Genomic DNA, 21,092 nt, shown 5'->3' with positions numbered 1-21,092 from the left:
CAGTTAAGTGTTCCCTACCTTTGCTATACAATACCGATGCTACCGGACATGATATCACTCAGATCAAGTTGTGGCGGGCAAGATGCCCGCACTACAAAACTTTGACTATTAATAACTGAATTACCAGAACTTGATATTGGAGGTCTAGTTAAAAAGTCCTATATTCCTAATTCTCAAAATACTAAAAATTATCCAAAAATAAAGCCAAACTTCCGAAAATTAGAACTATTCCCAAGACATATATATAGACAGTTGTTCTTTGAGCCATAGACCATATTTGACTATAACTAAGTTTATGGTTTTGAATCATCATAAAAGCAGGAGGAGCAAAAATAAAAGGCAATATTTTATTCAACAATAACCGAATAAAAAAGTTAATACTCCACAGTCTTTTACCGAGAATATCTTGATTATATTGCCAAGGAAAAGCAGTTTGACTCAAACGAATTAAAGGCTTCATATCTGGAGAACGTAAAGACTCAAATAATGGCAAAGCATCAGAGATAATATCATTAGTTTTAGCAAGTGTTTGATTAAGTATAAACACATCCTCCAAAGCTGAATTTACACCTTGCCCAATATCAGGAGGAAAACAATGCACTGCATCTCCCAATAAAACTATCCCAGGAGAATTATCTGTGTTTGATAATAACAAATGCAACCCAGAACAATATTGAGGGATGGGAAAATATCCACCTTCACTTTTAGCAAAACGCTCTTTTTCTTCCGGTAAAACTATTTCATTTATTGGCAATTGTGGAAAAGCTTTATCGAAAAATTCCGACAATTTTTCAGCATCTTGCAAATTCCAAATTTCATGTTCTGGTTTTCTAATAATATTTGCTGTTCTTGGTTCGTTCGGGTCAGCAAAAGGTAAAATTCCTAGAGATAAAGAATGTTGAGAATCTGAAAATGCTCCACGAATAGCATAAGCCATTGTACAAATTGCCTGTTCAGAATTATTATGGTCTAGGGGAAAATTAGGTGGTAAAGTCAAAACTTTGTATTTTAAACCAGAACTTGCAGAGGGAAAAAACTGCATTTTAAATTTATTGGTTCCAGAATTATCCCACTTATCTAAAGTTTGCCGAACTAGAGAATTAATTCCATCACAACCAACTAACAAATCTGGCTGAAATTGATAATTTTTTTCGTCATTTACTCCTTGAGCAAGAATTGTTAATTTTCCATCCTTGTTGTTAATATCCAGACATTTTGTATTAAATAAAGTCGTAATCTGATTTTGCCAATTTTCCTCAATTTCTTGAAAAAGTAACTGTAGAAAAACTCGACGTTGAAGCCAGTAAGCTGTTTTGCGATTAGGATCTACTGTCGGTAATTTTGATGTTTTACGATTACCATTTGCCTTAATTTCTGTCAGATAAAATTCTGTATTTGGCACACTAACTTTTGCTAACTTTTCAGTTAAACCTAATAGATCGGTGAATTTTTGTCCCCGCCCATCAATTAAATAATTAAATGATTTATCAGGTTCATAAAAATCTGCAGCAGGTCGTTTTTCTAATACTGTAATTTGATGCCAACCACGTTTAGCTAACATTAATGCTGTGGCAAAACCAGCCGGGCCTCCACCGATAATAACTGCGTTTTGGTTTAAGTTTTTTGTTTCTTTAGACATAGTTTTTAGGAAGGAAGAAGGAAGAAGGAAGAAGGAAGAAGGCGATCGCCTAACGCATCACTATTAACTTAAAAATCACATAAGGAATTTTTTCCCAGAGTAGTGGACTGACACATCTAGAATGGTGCGTTACGCTTCACTAACGCACCCTACTGGACTACTTTAGACATAGTTTTTATTTCACCCTAGTTATTGATATAATATAATAGTATAAATAGCAAAGTCAAACCCATGATAGCTAATCAAAATCAATTCTATATTTCTCCAGAAGAATATTTAGCAGGAGAGCGAGAAAGTCCGATTAAACATGAGTATAGACGGGGCAAAATTTATACAATGGTAGGGGCAAAGAAACCCCATATTATTATTGCTAGTAATTTAGTCACAGAACTAAATATTCATCTGCGCGATAATGACTATATTGTACTTACTTCTGATATTAAAGTTCGACTAGAAGAAGCTAACTGTTATTATTATCCTGATGTGGCAGTAACTTGTGATAAACGGGATTTAAGTTCAAATGAAGACTTTATTATTTATCCTTCTTTAATCATAGAAATTTTGTCTCCAAGCACAGCTAACTTTGATAGAGGAGGGAAATTTGCTGATTATCAAACAGCTACAAGTTTACAAGAATATGTATTAGTTAGTCAGTCTCAAATGAGTATAGAATGTTTTCGAAAAAATGAACAAGGAATCTGGGTTTCTCAAACTTATAGCAGGGGAGAAAAAGTAAATTTTGCTAGTCTAGATTTTAATTTTCAGATTGAATTAATCTATCGAAAAGTTCCTGGTGTAGCTTTACAGGCAAGTTAAAAGTCATTTCAGTTATCAGTTGTCTCCGTTGATATTTTTGCCATCTCAGTTGAGGCTTGATACCTCTAAAGTCTTAATAGACATCTGGTGGAAAATAAATAAGCCTTTTAGTTATATTAGCTAAAGAAAGAAAAAGTCACCATAAAAAATTCTTTTCCTGCCTTTTTCGTAAAAATATCTTACCTGTTCCCTGTTCCCTGTTCCCTACCATGCGCAAAAAATCTATATCTTTTTCACGCCTAGGTTTAATGCATGACTGTTGACTTTTTGTTGTGTTAAACTTAAATCACAGTATAGTAGTCCGCGCTTTGGAAGATTGGCAAAAGACTAAGGAATGAGAATAATATTATTTACAGAGGTTAAATTGCCTAAGTTTCATATCGTCTGATATCATACAATTGTTATTCGCTGAAATCTTCAGTTAGAATATCACTATACATATTAAAAACCTACTTATTGCTAAACTATTATGAAATTTATCAGTCCTAAAATTGATTATGCCTTTAAAAAAATATTTGGTTCTAATCAATCTCAACAAATACTTATCAGTTTTCTGAATGCCATTATTTATGATGGTAAAGAAATTATCAAATCTTTAACAATTAACAATCCCTATAATCCCGGTAAAGTAGAATCTTTAAAAGATACTTATTTAGATATTCGAGCTACATTATCTGACAATTCAATAGTCATTATTGAAATGCAAGTTTCTCAGATGCAAGCCTTTGATAAACGGGTAGATTATAATTTGTGTAAAACTTATGCTAATCAATTAGAAAAAGGTGAACTTTATTTTCTGCTAAATCCAGTAATAGCTGTGACAATTACTGATTTTAAGATGTTTGATGAACTTCCCGAAGTGGTCAATAGATTTGTGTTTAAAGAGGAGAGAGAAAATGTTGCTTATATAGGGGAAAATTTAAAATTAATATTTGTGGAATTGCCAAAATTTCAGAAAAAATTAGAGGAATTAGAGAGTTTAATTGATAAGTGGATTTTCTTTTTAAAAGAAACTGCTAGTTTGGATATAATTCCCGAACCTTTAGGGGAAGTGCCAGAAATTGAACGCGCTCTAAATATTGCGAATCAGGCTAATTTCAGTAGGGAAGAATTAGAGGAATTTGATCGACGAGCGATGATGTTGCAAGATGAGAGAGGGAAAATAAATTATGCGAAAGAAGAAGGTAGAGCAGAAGGTCGTACTGAAGGAATAAACATAGGGGAATTAAAAATAGTAATGTCTTTAATTAATCAACGTTTTGGAGAGGTCGATCAAGATATTAGCGATCGCCTTTCTAATTTAAAGAGTGAAAATTTAGAAAGTTTAGTTAAGGCACTTTTTGATTTTAATAGTCTAGCAGATTTATTGAGTTGGTTGGATAATCTATAAATTCAGTTATCAGTGATCAGGTATCATCGAGAAAAAAAGAGAAGGGTAAACTCCATAATTTATGTAGGGGCGGGTTTCACAAGAAATTTATGAGCATGAATATTAAATTAAATAAACCCGCCCCCATGCCCCCAACCCCTGTAGGGGCGGGTTTCACAAGAAATTTATCGGCATGAACGTTAAATTAAATAAACCCGCCACCAGATGCACTGGTTGGGGCGGGGCGGGTTTAGAGAAGTCAATCAGTTATAACAAGATTCTTGGAAAAACCCGCCCCTACAAATCGCACTGATAACTGATAACTGATAACTGATAACTGATAACTGAAAAAACCCGCCCCTACAAACTTCCTTCCTACAAATGAACTTGAAAATACTGACGATATAACTCACACCTGGGATAACATTTATTATGCTCCCATTTCACCAAACCTAAACTATCTAATTTAAAACCTAACATTCCTGTTAACTGCCCGCTAGAATTTTCAGAAATCACATTTTTCATCGCTTCAACTAACTCTGAATATTCTTCTAAATTCCACAAATGTCGTCGCAAATGGTCGCTATAAATTCCGGTTTCACTCGTTACATTTTCCGGTAAATCTGACAGAGTTAAATCTTGTTTAGAAATATGATATAGTGCCACCCTAACTAAATAAGGATGACCGCCAACAATTGCCATTAATTTCTCAACTTCTTGTTCAGACCAATTCAAATTATGTCGCGATGCTAAATCCTGAACTTGCTGTTGATTAAATTCCGGTAAATCTATAGGTAATCCCACATTAAAAGGAGATTGATTAATATTCATCGGAATATAAACTTCAGTAGAATGTACCACCAACAACCTTAACTTTTTCCAAATAGCACGTCGCTTTGATTCCTCATGCCAAGCTCGCAATAATCCTAAAAAATCTTCGGCAATATCAGGATATTGAAAAACTCGGTCAATCTCATCTAAACCCAATACTAAAGGATTATCTATTTGTGCTAATAAATACTTCTCAAAATAATCCTTACAATTAACTTTACTGCCAAAAATATCATCCCAATAATCATCTAATTGATTAGGTAAACGTAACTCCCTTCCCACATAAGCACAAAACCATTTTAAGAATTGTTCAAGATTACTAAAAACCTCTTTATCTACTAACTGAAAACTCAACGGTACAGTCCGATATCCTGACTGAGCAGCATGATGCAAAATTCTTGCCATTAAAGAAGTTTTACCCATCTGTCGTGGCGCTTTAATTCTTATTAAACCACTCGGTTGTAATATAGTTTGATAACAACGTTCTTCAATAGGTGGGCGTTCGATATAAAAAGTAGATTCTACATCAATTTGTCCCCCCGGTATTTCAGGTTCCGCAGAGGGTAAAGGAGGGCGACTTGCTGACACAATGCTACTAATTTCTTCAGGGGGGCGAGTTTCTTCTTGCTCCTCTACTTCCGGCGCAACATTTCCCGGTGGAGCAGCTAACAAAGTCAAAACTTCCCTCAAAATAACAACACTATCTTCAGGCGATCGCCACTCCCGTTGTTGAATGCGATAGAGATAACCGCGCAAGTCATGGTTAAGAGGTGTACTGAGAGAAAAACCTACCCGAATTGGCAAAATTACAGGTTTACGGTCAGGTCGAGAAAATTGCAATTCCCTAGCAAGTTGTACTTGATAGGTGAGCAACTCACTTTGCGCCGACTGAGGAGGCAAAAACAACAGTAAATAGTCACATCGTTTCAACTCTTCATTAATTCGGCGAAACCAATTTTCTCCCAGACGAATATGATCTGCTCCCATAAACACCTGATGACCAGCAGCAGTCAGAGCAGTTTCAAACTGTCGCGCCAATTCTTGATCTGGGTCTTGACTGCGATAACTGATAAAAACTTGGGAACTATTTTGATTGACTATTTGTTCGTTATCTAGTAGAGGTAATAGTTCCCCCAGAGTTCCTGACTCTGTTTGAGATGAACCTTGTTTTCCCGAACGGTGGTCAGTTTCATCTAATGTTAGACCAAAGGTGGCAAAAAGCTGTTGAATTTTGCTGAGGTCTGCACCGACTCGCCCCTGTCTAATTTTACTGATAGTGTCGGAACCAACTCTAGACTCTGCTTCAATTTCTGCCAGAGTACCTCTAAGGTTATATTGCTGTTTCCATTCTTCAATAGCTTCATTTAATTTTTTCAGTCCAGAAGTTGTGAGAATTCGTCCGCGATCGCGTTTTGATTTTTTTTCCATTATCTATAATTATATTGTTATTTAGGACTTATACAGCAACCATACCTGTAGTAGACTAACACAGCTTAAATGGAATAGTAGGGGCGGGTTTTAGTTGCAATTTTCATGCTCACCCTAAGATTAAATAAACCTGCCCTAATGCACAAAATTAGTCGTGTTAGTCCACTACTGGAATGACACATCTAAAATTCTGCGTTACATCATTAGGGGGGGGCGGGTTTATCTAACTTTAAGTGAAAGCTCGTTAATTTAACGGGGAAACCCGCCCCTACTTGCACTATTTAAAGTGTGTCACTGTAGTAGGATGTTTTGTAACCCACCTTAAACCACAGAAGTAGGTAGAACAGATAATTTTCCATAACTCCTGTAGTTATTATTTTAAGTGTAAGTGATTTTAACGAAGATAACTAATTTTTTCTAATTTAAGGAAGTTAACTAATTAATCAAATTTTAACTGCTACTCTTTTCAAACTAGACTACCCAGACAATTCTAACTTTTCCAGATTTTTTTCAGCTTTTTTAATTAACTCCCTAATGTTCTCCACAATAACTTGTTGATTTTTTTAAACTATAGGAGTACAAAATAGAAAATCAGATATGAAAAAATTTATTCATAGTTCAATTTCTACTCTTGTAACAACAATATTTTTGAGTATCAATTATTTGACTCCTGCCAGAGCAAATTTCACTTTTGATGAGGTAGAAATTGACCAAAATCAAGTTATTGCCATGGCAATTCCTCTAAATGATTTACAAGAATATTCTGGTTATAAACTGATGATTTTAGAGCAGCGTTCTAATGAAAGACCTTGTTGGAGAGAAAGCGAAACTGAATTATATCCAATTTTAGTTGAACCTTTACTTTCAAACTTGAATTTTGCTGGAATTTGTGAAGAAGCTACTGATAATAATGATTATTCAATACGGGTAGATGATAATGATTTATCAGTGAGTCATAGATTAATTTTGGAAAATGTTGGTGATGAAATTAAATTATTTGGTATTTCTCTAACAGGGGATAAAAATTTGATTGGTAGAACTCGCGGAATAAGTGATGGAATAATGAAGATTTTTCTCGAACCAGGTTGGAAATTTACTAAACGTAGTTATGAGGAAAAAGTTCTTGGTCATTTTTATTTTAGTTATGATAGTTTTACTGCGAAACAAGATGCTGTGGAGCAAAAAATAGCTGAGATTGAAGCTCAAATTCCAGATTTTTTAGAGATGGATAATAATCTAAATAGGGAGCAGGAAGTAGGGAGCAGGGAGTAGGGAATAGGGTTGTTAGGAATAAGTATTAATCGCGCTTAATGCCTAGAATCGTTAAAAAAATTTATCTTACTTATTTATTACTTAATAACTAAAGTCTTCAGGAAGGATAGCGTTATTTTTGAGAATTGTTATTATACACCAGATTCCAGATTAATTTCGTACAACTGACAAGGTAAATATTTTTTCCTTTTTCCGTATTCTATTCCCCATTTTATCTACTTCCTAAAAACATCAATATATGTACTTCCTAAAGTAGGAAAATACTGTAAATAAAATTTCACAAAAACCATGAAGCTAAAATTGATGAACCAAAGCCAAATTTCTAACTTTCCTCAGAAAAAAAAGAATGATTTAGAAACATTTTTAGAGCTAGTTGAACTTAATTTAGTGATTCAAGAAATAGAGTATTTTACAGGAGATGATTGGTTATCTCTATGTGGTGATATTGACAGTGGAGAAATTTATCGAAGCTGGTTTGTTTGGCAAGATACAGAAGTTACTCAAGATTGGGAAGCTTACGATCATGTTACTAATCAACGAATTATTGCCAGTAACCGGACTCTATTAATAGCAAAAATTGATGAAATAGAAAATGGGAGAAATAATTAATTATGACAAGTTTAGAAATAATAATTTTTACTTTAATACCAACTATAGCTTGGGTAATTGGAATTGTATTTGCTCCAGTTGATAAGTTTTAAGCGCTACGCGCTAGGGAATAGGGAATAGGGAATAGGGAACAGTAGACTCTTAAAGGTTTCCAGGATTGATAACTGTCCTAAGCTTAATGCGTAGTGCTATAAAATTTGCAGTTTGTAGGTGAGTTTGACAAAGAACATTTCACTAGAAAATTTAAAAACTTCAGTGTCATTAATTTACCAGATAATTAATTTAGCTTTAATATTTTCGGGCATTTACTATTTGAGGAATCACGCGCAAAATCTGCAATTTTTTCTGGTCCTGACTTTTGCAAATGTTTCAACAATTCACTACTTTCTGTCAATAATTTATCAACATTAATCTCAAAATAATCAGGGTGATAATAATTCAATTTCTTAATACCTTCCCCCAATAACATAACAGCACCACGCCAATTTTCATTCCCTGCATGATAAAGTCCTACTGCTATTTGTAAAATCCCTTGATAAAAAGTGCGTTCTGGTTCTCCAGCTTCCAGCCATAAAGCCTCAAGAGTATCATGGCATTTGTAGAATTCTTGTTCGTTAAATTCTGCTATTCCCTGCCAAAACTCTTGAGGGATTTTTTCTTGTTCAGAAGTCATTATTATTAAGTCAAAAATCTTTCATTAAAAAGTAAATTGAATTGAATATAGCGTTTCTCTGTCACTGTGAAGTAGAGTATTTTTTCTTTACCGAATAATTAAGGTTTAAAGCATCTCATGATCAAAGAGAAACAATGAATTTATTTTCCTTTTATATCAATCCTCTTCCTTTTAGGGAGAGGTAATTATCAATTATCTATTATCAATTATCCATTATTGAACTGCTCCTTATTCCCTGTTAAAGTTTTCCCTAAAAAAACGAATTTTATACCTCACTCAGAGATGGGAATTGCTATATCAATAATCCAAATTTTTTCTCTCTTTCCTTATTATTTTTCTACCCAATGTTGCGTAAAGGAGAGAAGCAAGTTATGGTGAATATTTTCAGAAGAAGGAAAAAGGAAAATAAATTATCCTTGTTCATAGAGACGATATTTGTTTTTAGCTAACGCCGAGATTAAAAGGGAAGTTTGGTTCACTCAAAACTTTTAACTAAACCTTCTTCCTTCTTCCTTCGAGTTTTCAACCTACATGGTTGCTCTAGTTGACTCTAAATCTTCTTGGGTAATTTCTTGTTGTTCACCAGCAAAATCATTATCTGGGGTTAAAAACAACATACAATGACATTCTTTGCGCTCCCGCATTGGTACACAAGGACAATTCCAATAGGTAGCTTTTACCTCTGCTTCTTTATCTTCATAATGACGACATGGACATAAAGGAGCGCCCAATTCATCCTTATGTTTAGCTAATCCTTCAATTACCACAGCAGTAACTGAAGGATCTACACAAAAATAAGTATTTGTATTCTTAGCATACTTTTCAGAGAACTTTTTCATCGCCTCCAAAGATTTTTCACTAGATAATTTCTTGTTTTCTGTAGTCAGGGTCATAATATATGTTTGTTATGGTGCTGATATTAGTTAGTTCCATTAATTTTACTACATAAAGCCATTTTCGGGGGCAAATCAAATTAAAAATTTCCAGACTTAATTTTTTGACTTGTATACTATATATAGTTAAATTTGTCAATCAAAGTAGATTATACCATTGCCAATTTAACTTTTAATTTGAGAGTAGTTGATAACCTGGAGTAATTTCAAATATTTGGAGCAATTTGAATGTTAACTAAGCACCTATTTAGTAGAGATATAGAAGTAGGTTTTAAAAGTAAAAAAATGAAGATAATTTTACTGGTTCTAAGCTCTTAAAAGAGGAACATTTTTTTGATTGATTAAAAAGCAGAAAAACCAACTTGAATACCAAGCTTTTGACGTGATCACGAACACATGAAGGTAAATTGCATCCAGCAAATTTATGTTGAATTACTCAACACTATATTTTACTCCAATTTAACGTTATCTAATAGTTAGACTGAAGTTGAAATTCTAAAGGTTGATTAGAACTAATTTCCAAACCAGAACAATGTTGAACTTTTGGTATTTCTGCTGCGGAAGAAACAGACTCATCTAACCACAATAACCATCTACTTCCAGGAGGAAGAGAAGTCAAACTAAGTGAATTTTCAGTCAACCAAAGTAAAGACCTTTCCGGTGGTTTTCCTGCCACAACTTCTTCCCCAAACTTAACCCCAGCTAAGGTTTGCAACACAGCTAAATTACCATGAACTAACCCAGTACCAGCCGTCCAAAGTTGAACATTTAGCATAGACCGGTTAACATAAAAATATAAAGAAGCAGCAGCAGTAACCGCAGCTTCAAAACGATCGGGTTGCCAGTTAGCAGCACTATCAAGACAAATTATAATTTCTTCTCCTCCTCTAGATACCTCTAGTTCCCGAACCCGCAACTCGCCATAACGCGCACTACTTCGCCAGTGGATCAAACGACTAGGGTCTCCAAACCGATATGGTCTTAATGTCCGAGTTAGTCCTTCCGAAGCCATTTGATAACGACTATGTTCGTAAAGTTGACGACTATTTTCTTGACCAAGTTCATCTATTATCGGGCAACTGCTCAGGGGTAAAACGGTAGGATACACAATAGCAGTAGCTTTAGCATTGCGACTACGACGACACCAGAATAAACCTAGAGGTGCTGCGGTTCTCAGTTGCAGATAATGCCATCTATATATACCCCTTTTTTTGGTAGGGAGATAGTAAACCCAATGGTAAGTATCTTTAGCGGGGATAACTTCTATTGCTTGTTTGACTGGTTTCCCTAAGACAAAAGGAATATCATCTTGGAGTTGCAGTAAAGCTAGTGGTTGGTTTGTAGAATTTTCTATTGTTATGGCGATCGCTAAAGTGTCACCCACGGTTATAGGTTGAATAGGATGACGGCGTACTTTTATTTGACGTAGCGATCGCCCTGGTAAAACAGCACCCATTCCTAACAACGCAAAACTCATACCACTAATTACATATAACCATCCTGCCATTGTATTAGTAGCGGCACCGAAGAAAAATATTGATAATGTTCCGAGTAAACCACCTGCGTAAGCTGGTTTTACCCAGTTAGTTTCTAGCCAGTCGGATATTTTGTAATAAATTTTCATCTAAATTAGTTTTATTATTTTTGATTAAGACTTATATTATTTCTGGATAATAAATGATAAAAAAGTTTTTGTTTGTAGTATTGCTCTAGCCCAAACTCTAGATAGGACTAAAGTCCTACTACGAGCTTTTATTAATTATTTCCCCCTATTCCCTATTTTAAGAATAATTTTACCAATCTAATCCTTCCTCATCATCTTCTACTTTATCAAATAGAGATAACTGTTTGATGTCTTGGGAAATTACATAAGTATTGGATTGATTTTCTGAAATTATTTTTCCTTCTGTTTTTGCTGTTTTTAACCAATCTTGTAATTGACTAATATTTACGCTTAACTTTGTGGCTAAATCTTGATCTGTTTGTGGTTTCTCTAAGTTCTCAAGTATGATTGGCAATACTGCTTCATAAATATTTAATTGCTGTGTTGAAGTTTGATGGTTTTGATATTGTTTAGTTTCGGCAGTAATTCTATAATTTACTGGATTTTTAGTTTTGATTATTTTTTCTTCAGCACAAGCTTGATTTAACCAATTGCGTAATTGACCAACTCTGACTTTTAATATTTTACTTAAATCTTTTTCATTGTGTGGCTGTTTTAAATTTTCTAGTATGATAGGCAAGACTTTTTCATAAATAATTTGATTAGTTATTTCAGAAATAGATAAATTCGATTTTATTTCAACTTTTGATTTAATTCTTTTTGCAGATATATTTAGCGGAGTTTCCAAATCTGTCAATGAATTATTTTCTGGCAGATTTGACTGAGTTGTTGATACTGATAAAAGTTCCTTTAAATTACTATTCCATGGTTCTATAGGAAAAGATTTTGCTCCTCTATCTAAAAGTGCTTGATTTCCTTCTTTAACTTGTCCTTCTACTTTCACAAATACAGGTATTTTCTGATATTTATTTAAAACCTCTGTAGCACCTGCCCAAGTACCACCCTTATTTAAACTACTACTTACAACTAAAGCATAATCAGATAAAGCATAAATATATTTATTCCGACCCATTGCATTACCAACATTAAATCCGGCATTAGGGTCATAAGTAGAAATTAAAGTTAGTTTACCAGACCTAATACTGTCACGATATTTTCTAGAAACAGATGCTTTATTTAAACTATCTGCCAAAACTCCAATCACAGTACCACCAACTTCTAAAGTTCCTAACATTGCTTCTTGGTCTATCCCTTTTGCACCCCCAGAAATTATATTAATTCCTTGAGATGCACAAACTTTTCCGATTTTATTTGTATATTCAATTTCTTCTTCATTAATATCACGAGAACCAACTATGGCTAATCCACCTGCTTTTAATAATTCTATATTTCCTACACCATAAATAATTACTGGCGCTAAATGTTGGAGATTATGCTTCAATTTTATCGGATAATTTTGCTCGCTTCTTGTGATAATCCATAAACCTTGATTCACCCATTTTTCCACAGTAATAGCTAAAATCCCACCTCTTTCTAATAAAGCTATTAACCGCTCATAGTTTAATTTTTTATCATTAATTTTTGGCAGTATATCTAATCCCTTTGCACTTAGTAAATCTCCTGGTCTGAGTTGATTTTCGATTAAAATTTTTGCAAGTCTATTATACTCACTTAGGGTTAAAGGTTCTGGATAGAAATTTCTATTTTCACCAAAGCTAGCACATAATAACATAATTGCTTGTGCGTCTGGAGATAAAACATGATTAGACATTTTTTTTCTGATAATTTTTAATTGCTTTAGGGAGTAGGGAGTAGGGGAGTAGAGGAAGTAGGAGAGTAGAAAATCAGAAAAACAATTGTACCTTATAACTGTAGAAATTGCTAAGTATCTATGCAAAATTAATTACATATTCTGTTGACTCCCTGTTCTCCATTCCCAGTTAAATGTTCCTTCTATCAACCAGGAAATTAATTTTGCACGACTACTTATATGTAAATAGGTTAGGACATTTATAAATACTCAAATTCAGTCATGGATTACTTTTAATGTAAGCATTCAGGCATCAGCTATTAGCTATCAACTATTGCTTCTAGTTTTTTATGGAAACTTTATTATACCAATTCCCATGCATTAATACTATACTTGATTAACACTTCAGTTATTAAGTAATTACCTTAGTATAATTACCTTTTTGCTTATTTGAGGCAAGTTAATGTTAATTATTCTTATCTTTACTTCTCCCGTACGGACGTTGCATAACAAAAATGCTAACGTCCCTACACTCCCCTACTCCCCTACTCAATCAAATGTAGAAAAGTTTTTGAGAAATGGTATTATACGGTTCCCGATAAATCAGAAATTTTATTTTACTATAAAAGCTAGTTTTCAAGTCTATATTTGTTTAAATATCTTCCTTAAGCTTGAGGTTTTTGTTGCTGTGTACCATTCCGCAGGAATGGCTGACAGCTAATAGCTGAATACTTACCTTGTAATTTTTAACTTTTAACTTTTGACTTTTGACTTTTGAATTTTAAGTTGATAGTTGATTCATGGCTAAAGTTAATGGAAAAACTTTACCACTACCAGCTCTTCTTAACAATGCTGTAACCACAGTAAAAGTCCATCTTGAGTCTACAACATCATCTACTAAAAATACATTTCCCCTCATTCCTGACCAATGATTAATTTCAAAAGCACCGTCTAAATTATGAGCTTGTTTGTAACTATTACTCATTTCTTTTTGTAGTGAAGTATGATGAATTTTTATGACACACGGCACAAAGGGTAAACCTAATTTTTTAGCCAGACTTTGAGCAAAATTAGGAACAAGTTCCGGACGATTTAAAGAAGGAATACAAGTTACCCAAGTGGGAAAAGGTTGAGGTTGCCAACGTTTAATCATTTCGTATGTAGCTTGAACTAATCTATTGCTAAAATGGTTATCTGTGTATTTACCTTTTTTCACAAGTTCTCCCCAACCAGCATCATTCCAAAGAGAAAGCGATCGCCCAACTTCTGCTCGTAATTCTGGAGAAATATTGCCGTTGAAATTATAAGTGGATAAGGCATCTTTCGGCCATTTTTTCCGAGGTTCAATAATTTGTTCGCTACTGCGTAAAAATTTTACTGCTTCTGTCACAAATTTTGAGGAAACATTCTCTGAAAAAATTGGTTTTCCTAAGCAAATAGCACATTTACCACAAGGGTGAGGATTTGGGTCATCTAATTCTTTTCTAAGAAATTGCATTAAGCATTTTTGACTCTCCATATAATCCCACATTCGAGCTTGTTCTTGACGACGTATTTGAGTCAATTTTTCTATTTTTTCTGTGTTTGTTTGATAATTAATTGGAGTTGCATAATACTTTGAACCGATTTTTTTTACTGGGGATGGAGTCTCAATAGACAATAGCTTCAAAACTTTATTTATTTGCCCATTAGTTAGGTTTAAATGTTCCTCTAACATCGGAATTGAAAGACCATCTTCAGCTTGATTTAGTGCATTTAAAACAGCTTGATTATGAGCTTCTGGAGGAAAAGCAGTCTGAATAAAATAATTAGTAATTTCTTCATCTTCTGCACCACTTAAAAGAATACCATAAGCATTTTCTACTGCTCTACCCGCACGTCCTACTTGTTGATAATAATGTACCACTGAACCAGGACGTTGATAATGAATAACAAATCCTAAATCTGGTTTATCAAAACCCATTCCTAGAGCTACAGTTGCCACTAATGCCTTAACTTCATTATTCAATAATTGCTGTTCTAATTCTTCTCGCTCTTCTGTCTCTTTATTACTATGATAAGCTGCTACATTTATTCCTTGAAACTTCAACCAGTTAGTAACTCTTTCGGCATCTCTCACAGTTAAAGTGTAAATAATTCCACTGCCAGGAATATTAGGTAAATGTTCTGCTAACCATCCTAAACGAGCAGGAGGAAATGATAAATAAATATTTTGTAATTGGAGACTATCTCTAGTTAATGAACCTCTAGATATTTTCAGATTTTCACCTAGCTGAACAACAATATCATCCACAACTCGATTATTAGCAGTAGCAGTAGTAGCAAGCACAGGAATATTTTGTGGTAAAGCTTGTAAAATTCTGACAATGCGTCGATAATCTGGACGAAAATCATGCCCCCAATCAGAAATACAGTGAGCTTCATCAACTACAAATAAGCCGATATTTTTAGCTATAGGAATTAGGATATTTTCTCGGAAGTTTTCATTTGCTAATCTTTCTGGGGAAATTAACAAAATATCTACTTTTCCTGCACTTAAATTATTTTCTACTTTTTCCCATTCTTCCGAATTGCTGGAATTAATTGTTTGAGCGTTAATTCCAATTCGTTCTGCTGCGGAAATTTGATTTCGCATTAATGCTAAAAGGGGAGAAATTAATAAAGTTATACCTTTCCCTTTATCTCGAAGTAAACGAGTAGCTAAAAAATAGACAAAACTCTTTCCCCAACCAGTACGTTGCACAACTAAAAGACGACTTTGATTTTGAGTAATAGCTTCTATTGCTTCCCACTGACCATCACGAAATTCAGCACTGGAATTATTTAAAGCCTGTCTGAGTAAAAATAATGCCTTTTGTTTATTTATATTTGTCAATTTATACTCCTAAAATTATTCCCGAAAATTATTAATTATTAATTAAATAATTCAGTTTAAAAGCCAACCCTTTCAAATTGAAAAGTTTTGATATTTCTCTTATCTAAAATAAATAGTTTGTTGACAAAGTTTAGGATTTTAATTCATTATCAATTATCAATTATCCATTATCCATTATTAATTATTCCACCCTACTCCCTAATTTGCTAAAATACTTCAGTAACTATTAATATATCTATAATTGTGATTGCAATTTATCCAGGCAGTTTCGACCCTATTACCCTCGGTCACATAGACATTATAGAACGAGGCTGTGAGCTGTTTGAAAAAGTGATTGTGGCCGTACTGCGAAATCCTAGTAAGACCTCTTTATTTACCATTGAGCAGCGTTTAAATCAAATTAGCCATTCCACAGAACACTTACCTAATGTAGAGGTAGCCAGTTTTGATGGTTTAGCGGTAAACTATGCAAAAATGCGACAGGCTAAAGTCCTGATTCGAGGTCTGCGGGTTCTTTCAGATTTTGAAAAAGAATTACAAATGGCCCACACAAATAAAACCTTATCGTCTGAAATAGAGACAGTTTTTTTGGCTACCTCTAACGAATATAGTTTTTTAAGTAGTAGTGTAGTTAAAGAAATCGCCATTTTTGGTGGCTCAGTAGATCATCTTGTTCCTCAGCACATTGCTATTGATATTTATAAATGTTACGACAAAACTCAGCCAATATTGAACCAGAGGTAAATGGACAAAATGTCGAGGGTGAACCCACCAGTGCTTCTCCTGGAGTAGATATCCAGAGAGAACTAAATCGACTGGAGGAGATTATTCTCGATAGTCCTAGAATACCTTTTGTAGGACGTACTTTAATAGATGAAGAACAGTTATTAGACCAACTAGATATAGTACGCCTGAATTTACCAGTTGCTTTTCAGGAAGCAGAAATGATAGTTCGACATAAGGATGAAATCCTTCAAGAAGCTGAACTTTATGCGGAAGAGATTATTGAAAATGCTGAACAACGAGCTGACCAAATTTTAAATGAAATGGGTCTTGTGCAGCAAGCTAAAGTAGAAGCAGATCAGCTCAGAAATCAAGTTCAGCTAGATTGTGAAGTGATTCAACAAGCTACTATTGCTGAAATTGAACAAATTCGCTATCAAGCTCAACAAGAACTTGAAGAAATGAGAGCTAGAGCGATCGCCGAATGTGATGAAATTCAGAATGGTGCCGATGACTATGCAGATCATGTGCTTGATAGTATTGAACAGCAGTTAACGGATATGCTCAAGGTGATTCGTAATGGTCGTCAACAATTAGGAGGAGATGGAAATTATGAAAGTTTAGGAACGCCATTAAATCCTGAAGCATGATTAATAATGGGGTTATTAATTGTTAAATCAGGACTTAGTTTACTCCTAAATAAAATTCAGAAACCGGGTCATTTCAGTTATCAGTTATCAGTTAACAGTTATCAGTACCTCCGACTTTAGTCCTATGCTTTATAAACATCTTTCTTAACATAAAACTTGACAAAAAATAGAAGTTATATGTTAGTCTGACGTCCGCTTTTTACGGAGAAAAGTGTCTAATTCAATATACTTTTTTGAGGAATGTAGACAAGATTCTTACTCCCCACTCTCCCCACCCTCCTATAAGGGTTTCAGGAGTTCCTTATAAGGGATAGGACTTTAGTCGGAGGCTTGAAATACTGAGTTAAATATTTTTTTATCCCCTGAAAAGGCTATGCTTTATCAACATCTTTATGAACATAAAATTTGATAAAATAGACAAGTTATGTATCAGTATTTCCCTAGTTTGTATTGGAGAAAAAGTATATTTAAAGTACATTTTTTTTTGATAACTTAAGTAGTTTTGCAGTTTTGCGTAACTACTATTAGGAGAGACTTTAAACTTTTGGGGATTAATTATCAATTATCCATTATCCATTGGTAAATATAAATATTATAAGTTCATCATAAAATTATCCCGGTTTCCCCAAGGAAAAAATCAAATAAATGTGGCAATTGTTAAACTGGCATCGTTGTTTAAGTAGAAATTGTTAATTGCGACGATAATTTCGATAAGTTTGGTAAAAACAAATAGGTTAGATAAAATCCCGTAGCATCGGTATAATTAGATAGTTAATCTAGTAGTCAGGAGTCAAGAGTGAAGATGATTTAGAAATATTTTTCTTGGCTGAAGATGGAAAACTTTTTATACCGAATTAAGCGGATTTTATCTTATAGGTAAAGAAAAAAACTGTACCTCATAATGTTTGAAAAACTATCTATAAATTTAGAGAAAACTTGTCTTTATTTTTATACTTCACGACTTACGAACAGGCAAGAACCCTAATGCTAGTAACTTTCTTCTAGAAATAAAATGATTACAGAAAAGTTTCGTCGCCAGCTCCGCCAAGAAGCGAAACTATGGCAAACAGAAGAATTAATTGATGATTATCTCTATCAACAATTATCAGACCGTTACCAATTTGATTCTTTAGAAAAAACTGCTAGTTCTCGTTTTATTACTATCTTAATTTCCCTGGGTGGTATTCTCCTGGGATTAGGTATAATAACTTTCGTTTCTGCTAACTGGCAACAATGGTCACGAGAAGTAAAAACACTCCTCTTATTAACTTTATTTATCGGAGTTAATACCACTGGTTTTTATCTCTGGCGACAGCCAAATACTCTACCTAATACTACCAATAAAAAACAAAAGTTAGGTCACGGACTATTAATATTTGGGGCATTAATTTTAGGGGCAAATATAGCACTAATGGCTCAAATGTTTCATATTGGTGGTTCTCCCTACGGACTATATATTGTTTGGGGGTTAGGAGTTTTATTAATGGCTTATAGTCTACAACTAAAATCTCTGGGAATTATTTCTATTCTGTTAATAGGATTAGGCTATTTAATGGGGTTCTTAAATGTATTTTCCCTTGGAGAATCTTCCTGGTTACATTTCATAATCAAATATATGTCTGTGGTAGGAGTATTTTTGTTTATTCCCCTTGCTTACTGGTGTAATTCTAGAATAATTTTCTTTCTATCTATATTACTAATATTTCCCGCTTTAGAAATTAGTATACTTAAAGTTTTTATTATTTTAAATTTCAATTATGGTTTATGGGGAGCGATCGCCTTAACTTTACCTCCAGCTTTATTCTGGGGATATGACGATATTCTCTTGCCTAAAGTAGATAGCAGAATTTTTCAAACTCTAGCAAGAAATTTAGCTATTTGGTATTTGAGTATTGGATTTTTCTATTTATCTTTTCGAGCAATTTGGCAGAATATTCCATTAATAAATTTTTCTGAGACATCATCAGAAATACCAGAAATGCAATGGTTAACTTTAGTTGAAGTTCTAGTATTTCTGGGATTAACTATTTGGGAATGGTTGTATTTAGCACGACCAAATAAAAGAAATTCTCAGAGTTGGCAATTAGATTCTGTTAGTAGTGTAGTTTTAGGTTTTATTGTTGTCACAGCAATATTATGTTTCTGGCATTTGAGTATTAATAAAATTCCAGAAATAGCAACTTTTGTTATTAATATAGAGATGTTTCTTTTGTCAGCAGGCTTAATTAGGATTGGATTAGCACGAGGAATTAGAGGCACTTTTTGGGGAGGTTTAGTATTGTTGACTTTACAAATTGTTAGTCGGACTTTTGAGTATAATACTGGATTATTACTGAAGTCTTTTGTATTTATTTTATGTGGTGTAGGAGTAATAGCTGCTGGTTTATGGTATGAGCGTCATTTATTATCAGAAGAGGGAGTAGAGAGTAGGTTTCATAATGGATAATGGATAATGGATAATGAAAACTATCTCTAATTATCAATTGCTAAAGAGGCTTTAAACTTCTGGGGCTTAATTATCAATTATCCGTTAGTAAATAATTGATTTTTGCTTTCTTCTTTCTTCTTTCTTCCTTCTTTAATCGGAGAATTAACATGAAATTTTCTAACCCTTTTAATCAAACCAATTTATCAACTAAAAATCAGGATAATACTGAAGAATTAAGTTTACCTAAAGCTGAAACAACAAATGTAAAGCAAATACCTGTTTGGCGGTTTGTTTTGCCTTTAACTTTGCAATTAGCATTAATTTTGTCAGTTCCTGCTCAAGCTATTTACACTCACATTACAGGTAGAACAGTTATTTTACAAACTGCTCCTGTAGACCCTTATGATTTTTTGCGGGGTTATTATCAAGTATTAAGTTATGATATTTCTACCAAAAATAATTTGAGTAAACTTCCAGGTTGGGAGCAATTTGAATTGGAAACTTCGGGCAGATTTTCTTCAAATAATCAAACTAATATTTATGTAATTTTAGCTGCACCTGAAAAAATAGAAAACTCAGGTATTCCAAAAGTTTGGCAACCTGTAGCGGTAAGTGCGAAAATGCCGGAAAATTTGCCAGATAATCAAATAGCTATTCAAGGAAAACTTGATGGTTGGAGAGTTAAATATGGTTTAGAAACTTATTATATGCCAGAGGATAAACGAGAAAGAATTAATCAGAATATTTCGGAAGTACAACGTAGTGTTAATTCAGAAGAAGAAATACCTTTTGTCGTAGAAGTAAAAGTTAATTCTCAAGGTAAAGCTGTACCTATAAGTTTGTGGGTAAGAGAACGAAATTATAAGTTTTAACCTAAGCATTCAGCAGTCAGCTATCAGCTATCAGCTTTTTGAACTGCCGAAATTTTCGGCATTTATTTCCCATTGACAATTTCTCTATATATCTTTGGGTTCTCCATTGTAAAACCTCGACTCTTTCTAAATCTACAACCAACAATTTCATCTGAATAAATTTAATAATTGCATTTTTGGAACGGATAAAAATAAATTTATGTTGTTTGCCTACCTTGCCTAACATTGCTAGGGTGGGTAAATGTTTTGGTTATTTATTATTAATTTTTAATTGGCTTCAAAGATGGGAGATTGCTAATTCTTTGAAGCTATTATTTTTGAGCCAATGAGCTAATTTAGTACATTCATTATCTGGTGGATTTCCTCTGTAGTTATTAGCTTGATAGTGGATAAAATCTTCAAACATTTGCAGTGGAATTAAAGCAGTTTCTACTTCCATACCATCCTCAAAACAAATCTTTTCTAATTTAAACTGATAACCAGACCACTTTATTGTTGAAAGGCGATTTTTGACCATAAGTTCGAGGTTGTAGGTGATGCAGTCGTATACTGGGTCTGGATTTTTTTTCCCATAGGCTATGCTCCAGTAGGTATGATGCCGAACAAAATAGATACCATTTACATTTTTACAAATTTCTATTTCTATATCTTCTATGTTAAGAAAACAACGTTTTAGCAGATTCATATTTAACTCCAAGTT

16 protein-coding genes are annotated in these 21,092 nt (G+C 33.6%); 8 read left to right on the top strand and 8 right to left on the bottom strand.

Features of this window, described 5'->3' with window-relative positions:
- Positions 1-181 precede the first annotated feature (181 nt).
- Complete coding sequence (locus ACP6PK_RS18770; protein WP_426561632.1) at positions 182-1,639, bottom strand: FAD-dependent oxidoreductase; 1,458 nt, start codon at positions 1,637-1,639, stop codon at positions 182-184.
- Between the two features lie 231 nt (positions 1,640-1,870).
- On the opposite strand from ACP6PK_RS18770, the gene ACP6PK_RS18765 reads away from it, so the two are divergent.
- A complete protein-coding gene (locus ACP6PK_RS18765) occupies positions 1,871-2,455 on the top strand; it encodes a Uma2 family endonuclease (RefSeq protein ID WP_094677854.1) in 585 nt (194 codons plus the stop codon).
- A 469-nt stretch (positions 2,456-2,924) separates the two neighbouring features.
- The gene (locus ACP6PK_RS18760) at positions 2,925-3,845 is read left to right on the top strand and encodes an Rpn family recombination-promoting nuclease/putative transposase (protein ID WP_426561630.1); all 921 of its coding nucleotides are present in this window, start codon (positions 2,925-2,927) and stop codon (positions 3,843-3,845) included.
- Between the two features lie 354 nt (positions 3,846-4,199).
- Here the strand turns inward: ACP6PK_RS18760 and ACP6PK_RS18755 are convergent, their stop codons facing one another.
- Positions 4,200-6,083, bottom strand: coding sequence for an AAA-like domain-containing protein (locus ACP6PK_RS18755; RefSeq protein WP_426561628.1), 1,884 nt, complete (start codon positions 6,081-6,083; stop codon positions 4,200-4,202).
- 597 nt (positions 6,084-6,680) lie between these two features.
- Here ACP6PK_RS18755 and ACP6PK_RS18750 point away from each other — a divergent pair.
- Together ACP6PK_RS18750 and ACP6PK_RS18745 are read left to right on the top strand one after the other, a co-directional pair.
- On the top strand, positions 6,681-7,355 hold the full coding sequence (locus tag ACP6PK_RS18750) for a DUF3747 domain-containing protein (RefSeq protein WP_094673155.1): 675 nt from the start codon (positions 6,681-6,683) through the stop codon (positions 7,353-7,355).
- Positions 7,356-7,658: 303 nt separating this feature from the next.
- Complete coding sequence (locus tag ACP6PK_RS18745; RefSeq protein ID WP_426561626.1) at positions 7,659-7,964, top strand: hypothetical protein; 306 nt, start codon at positions 7,659-7,661, stop codon at positions 7,962-7,964.
- Positions 7,965-8,241: 277 nt separating this feature from the next.
- On the opposite strand, the gene ACP6PK_RS18740 is transcribed toward ACP6PK_RS18745, so the two are convergent.
- From ACP6PK_RS18740 to ACP6PK_RS18720, 5 genes are all read right to left on the bottom strand, one after another.
- Entirely contained in the window at positions 8,242-8,637 is a 396-nt protein-coding gene (locus tag ACP6PK_RS18740; RefSeq protein ID WP_426561624.1) for a DUF309 domain-containing protein, read from the bottom strand.
- 527 nt (positions 8,638-9,164) lie between these two features.
- Positions 9,165-9,530: a ferredoxin thioredoxin reductase catalytic beta subunit gene (locus ACP6PK_RS18735; protein WP_094673157.1), complete on the bottom strand. Its 366-nt coding sequence runs from the start codon at positions 9,528-9,530 to the stop codon at positions 9,165-9,167.
- A 469-nt stretch (positions 9,531-9,999) separates the two neighbouring features.
- Positions 10,000-11,154 carry a DUF58 domain-containing protein gene (locus tag ACP6PK_RS18730; RefSeq protein ID WP_426561622.1) on the bottom strand — a complete coding sequence of 385 codons (1,155 nt, stop codon included), beginning with the start codon at positions 11,152-11,154 and terminating at the stop codon, positions 10,000-10,002.
- Between the two features lie 169 nt (positions 11,155-11,323).
- The gene (locus ACP6PK_RS18725) at positions 11,324-12,865 is read right to left on the bottom strand and encodes a DNA-processing protein DprA (protein ID WP_426561620.1); all 1,542 of its coding nucleotides are present in this window, start codon (positions 12,863-12,865) and stop codon (positions 11,324-11,326) included.
- A 760-nt stretch (positions 12,866-13,625) separates the two neighbouring features.
- The gene (locus ACP6PK_RS18720; protein WP_426561618.1) at positions 13,626-15,719 is read right to left on the bottom strand and encodes a RecQ family ATP-dependent DNA helicase; all 2,094 of its coding nucleotides are present in this window, start codon (positions 15,717-15,719) and stop codon (positions 13,626-13,628) included.
- Between the two features lie 243 nt (positions 15,720-15,962).
- On the opposite strand from ACP6PK_RS18720, the gene coaD reads away from it, so the two are divergent.
- The 4 genes from coaD to ACP6PK_RS18700 all read left to right on the top strand — a co-directional run bounded on the left by coaD (position 15,963) and on the right by ACP6PK_RS18700 (position 20,392).
- Positions 15,963-16,463 carry a pantetheine-phosphate adenylyltransferase gene (gene coaD / locus ACP6PK_RS18715; RefSeq protein WP_426561616.1) on the top strand — a complete coding sequence of 167 codons (501 nt, stop codon included), beginning with the start codon at positions 15,963-15,965 and terminating at the stop codon, positions 16,461-16,463.
- Complete coding sequence (locus tag ACP6PK_RS18710; RefSeq protein WP_426561614.1) at positions 16,424-17,092, top strand: ATP synthase subunit B family protein; 669 nt, start codon at positions 16,424-16,426, stop codon at positions 17,090-17,092. The genes coaD and ACP6PK_RS18710 overlap by 40 nt, the downstream gene beginning before the upstream one ends.
- 1,012 nt (positions 17,093-18,104) lie before the next feature.
- A complete protein-coding gene (locus ACP6PK_RS18705; RefSeq protein ID WP_426561612.1) occupies positions 18,105-19,538 on the top strand; it encodes a DUF2157 domain-containing protein in 1,434 nt (477 codons plus the stop codon).
- A 149-nt stretch (positions 19,539-19,687) separates the two neighbouring features.
- Positions 19,688-20,392, top strand: coding sequence for a GDYXXLXY domain-containing protein (locus ACP6PK_RS18700; RefSeq protein ID WP_426561610.1), 705 nt, complete (start codon positions 19,688-19,690; stop codon positions 20,390-20,392).
- Between the two features lie 277 nt (positions 20,393-20,669).
- Here the strand turns inward: ACP6PK_RS18700 and ACP6PK_RS18695 are convergent, their stop codons facing one another.
- Positions 20,670-21,077: a hypothetical protein gene (locus ACP6PK_RS18695; protein WP_426561608.1), complete on the bottom strand. Its 408-nt coding sequence runs from the start codon at positions 21,075-21,077 to the stop codon at positions 20,670-20,672.
- Positions 21,078-21,092 lie beyond the last annotated feature (15 nt).

The sequence above is a fragment of the Dapis hubbardiae BLCC-M172 genome (assembly GCF_050016015.1).
In the GTDB taxonomy this organism is placed as follows: Bacteria; Cyanobacteriota; Cyanobacteriia; order Cyanobacteriales; family Microcoleaceae; genus Trichodesmium.
This window is presented reverse-complemented; position numbering and strand designations above follow the sequence as displayed.

Coding starts and splice junctions, on each gene's coding strand:
- ACP6PK_RS18750 (WP_094673155.1), top strand. CDS start 6,681: ATGAAAAAATTTATTCATAGTTCAATTTCTACTCTTGTAACAACAATA.
- ACP6PK_RS18740 (WP_426561624.1), bottom strand. CDS start 8,637: ATGACTTCTGAACAAGAAAAAATCCCTCAAGAGTTTTGGCAGGGAATA.
- ACP6PK_RS18735 (WP_094673157.1), bottom strand. CDS start 9,530: ATGACCCTGACTACAGAAAACAAGAAATTATCTAGTGAAAAATCTTTG.
- ACP6PK_RS18705 (WP_426561612.1), top strand. CDS start 18,105: ATGATTACAGAAAAGTTTCGTCGCCAGCTCCGCCAAGAAGCGAAACTA.
- ACP6PK_RS18725 (WP_426561620.1), bottom strand. CDS start 12,865: ATGTCTAATCATGTTTTATCTCCAGACGCACAAGCAATTATGTTATTA.
- ACP6PK_RS18760 (WP_426561630.1), top strand. CDS start 2,925: ATGAAATTTATCAGTCCTAAAATTGATTATGCCTTTAAAAAAATATTT.
- ACP6PK_RS18765 (WP_094677854.1), top strand. CDS start 1,871: ATGATAGCTAATCAAAATCAATTCTATATTTCTCCAGAAGAATATTTA.
- ACP6PK_RS18700 (WP_426561610.1), top strand. CDS start 19,688: ATGAAATTTTCTAACCCTTTTAATCAAACCAATTTATCAACTAAAAAT.
- ACP6PK_RS18730 (WP_426561622.1), bottom strand. CDS start 11,154: ATGAAAATTTATTACAAAATATCCGACTGGCTAGAAACTAACTGGGTA.
- ACP6PK_RS18745 (WP_426561626.1), top strand. CDS start 7,659: ATGAACCAAAGCCAAATTTCTAACTTTCCTCAGAAAAAAAAGAATGAT.
- ACP6PK_RS18695 (WP_426561608.1), bottom strand. CDS start 21,077: ATGAATCTGCTAAAACGTTGTTTTCTTAACATAGAAGATATAGAAATA.
- ACP6PK_RS18755 (WP_426561628.1), bottom strand. CDS start 6,083: ATGGAAAAAAAATCAAAACGCGATCGCGGACGAATTCTCACAACTTCT.
- ACP6PK_RS18770 (WP_426561632.1), bottom strand. CDS start 1,639: ATGTCTAAAGAAACAAAAAACTTAAACCAAAACGCAGTTATTATCGGT.
- ACP6PK_RS18710 (WP_426561614.1), top strand. CDS start 16,424: ATGTTACGACAAAACTCAGCCAATATTGAACCAGAGGTAAATGGACAA.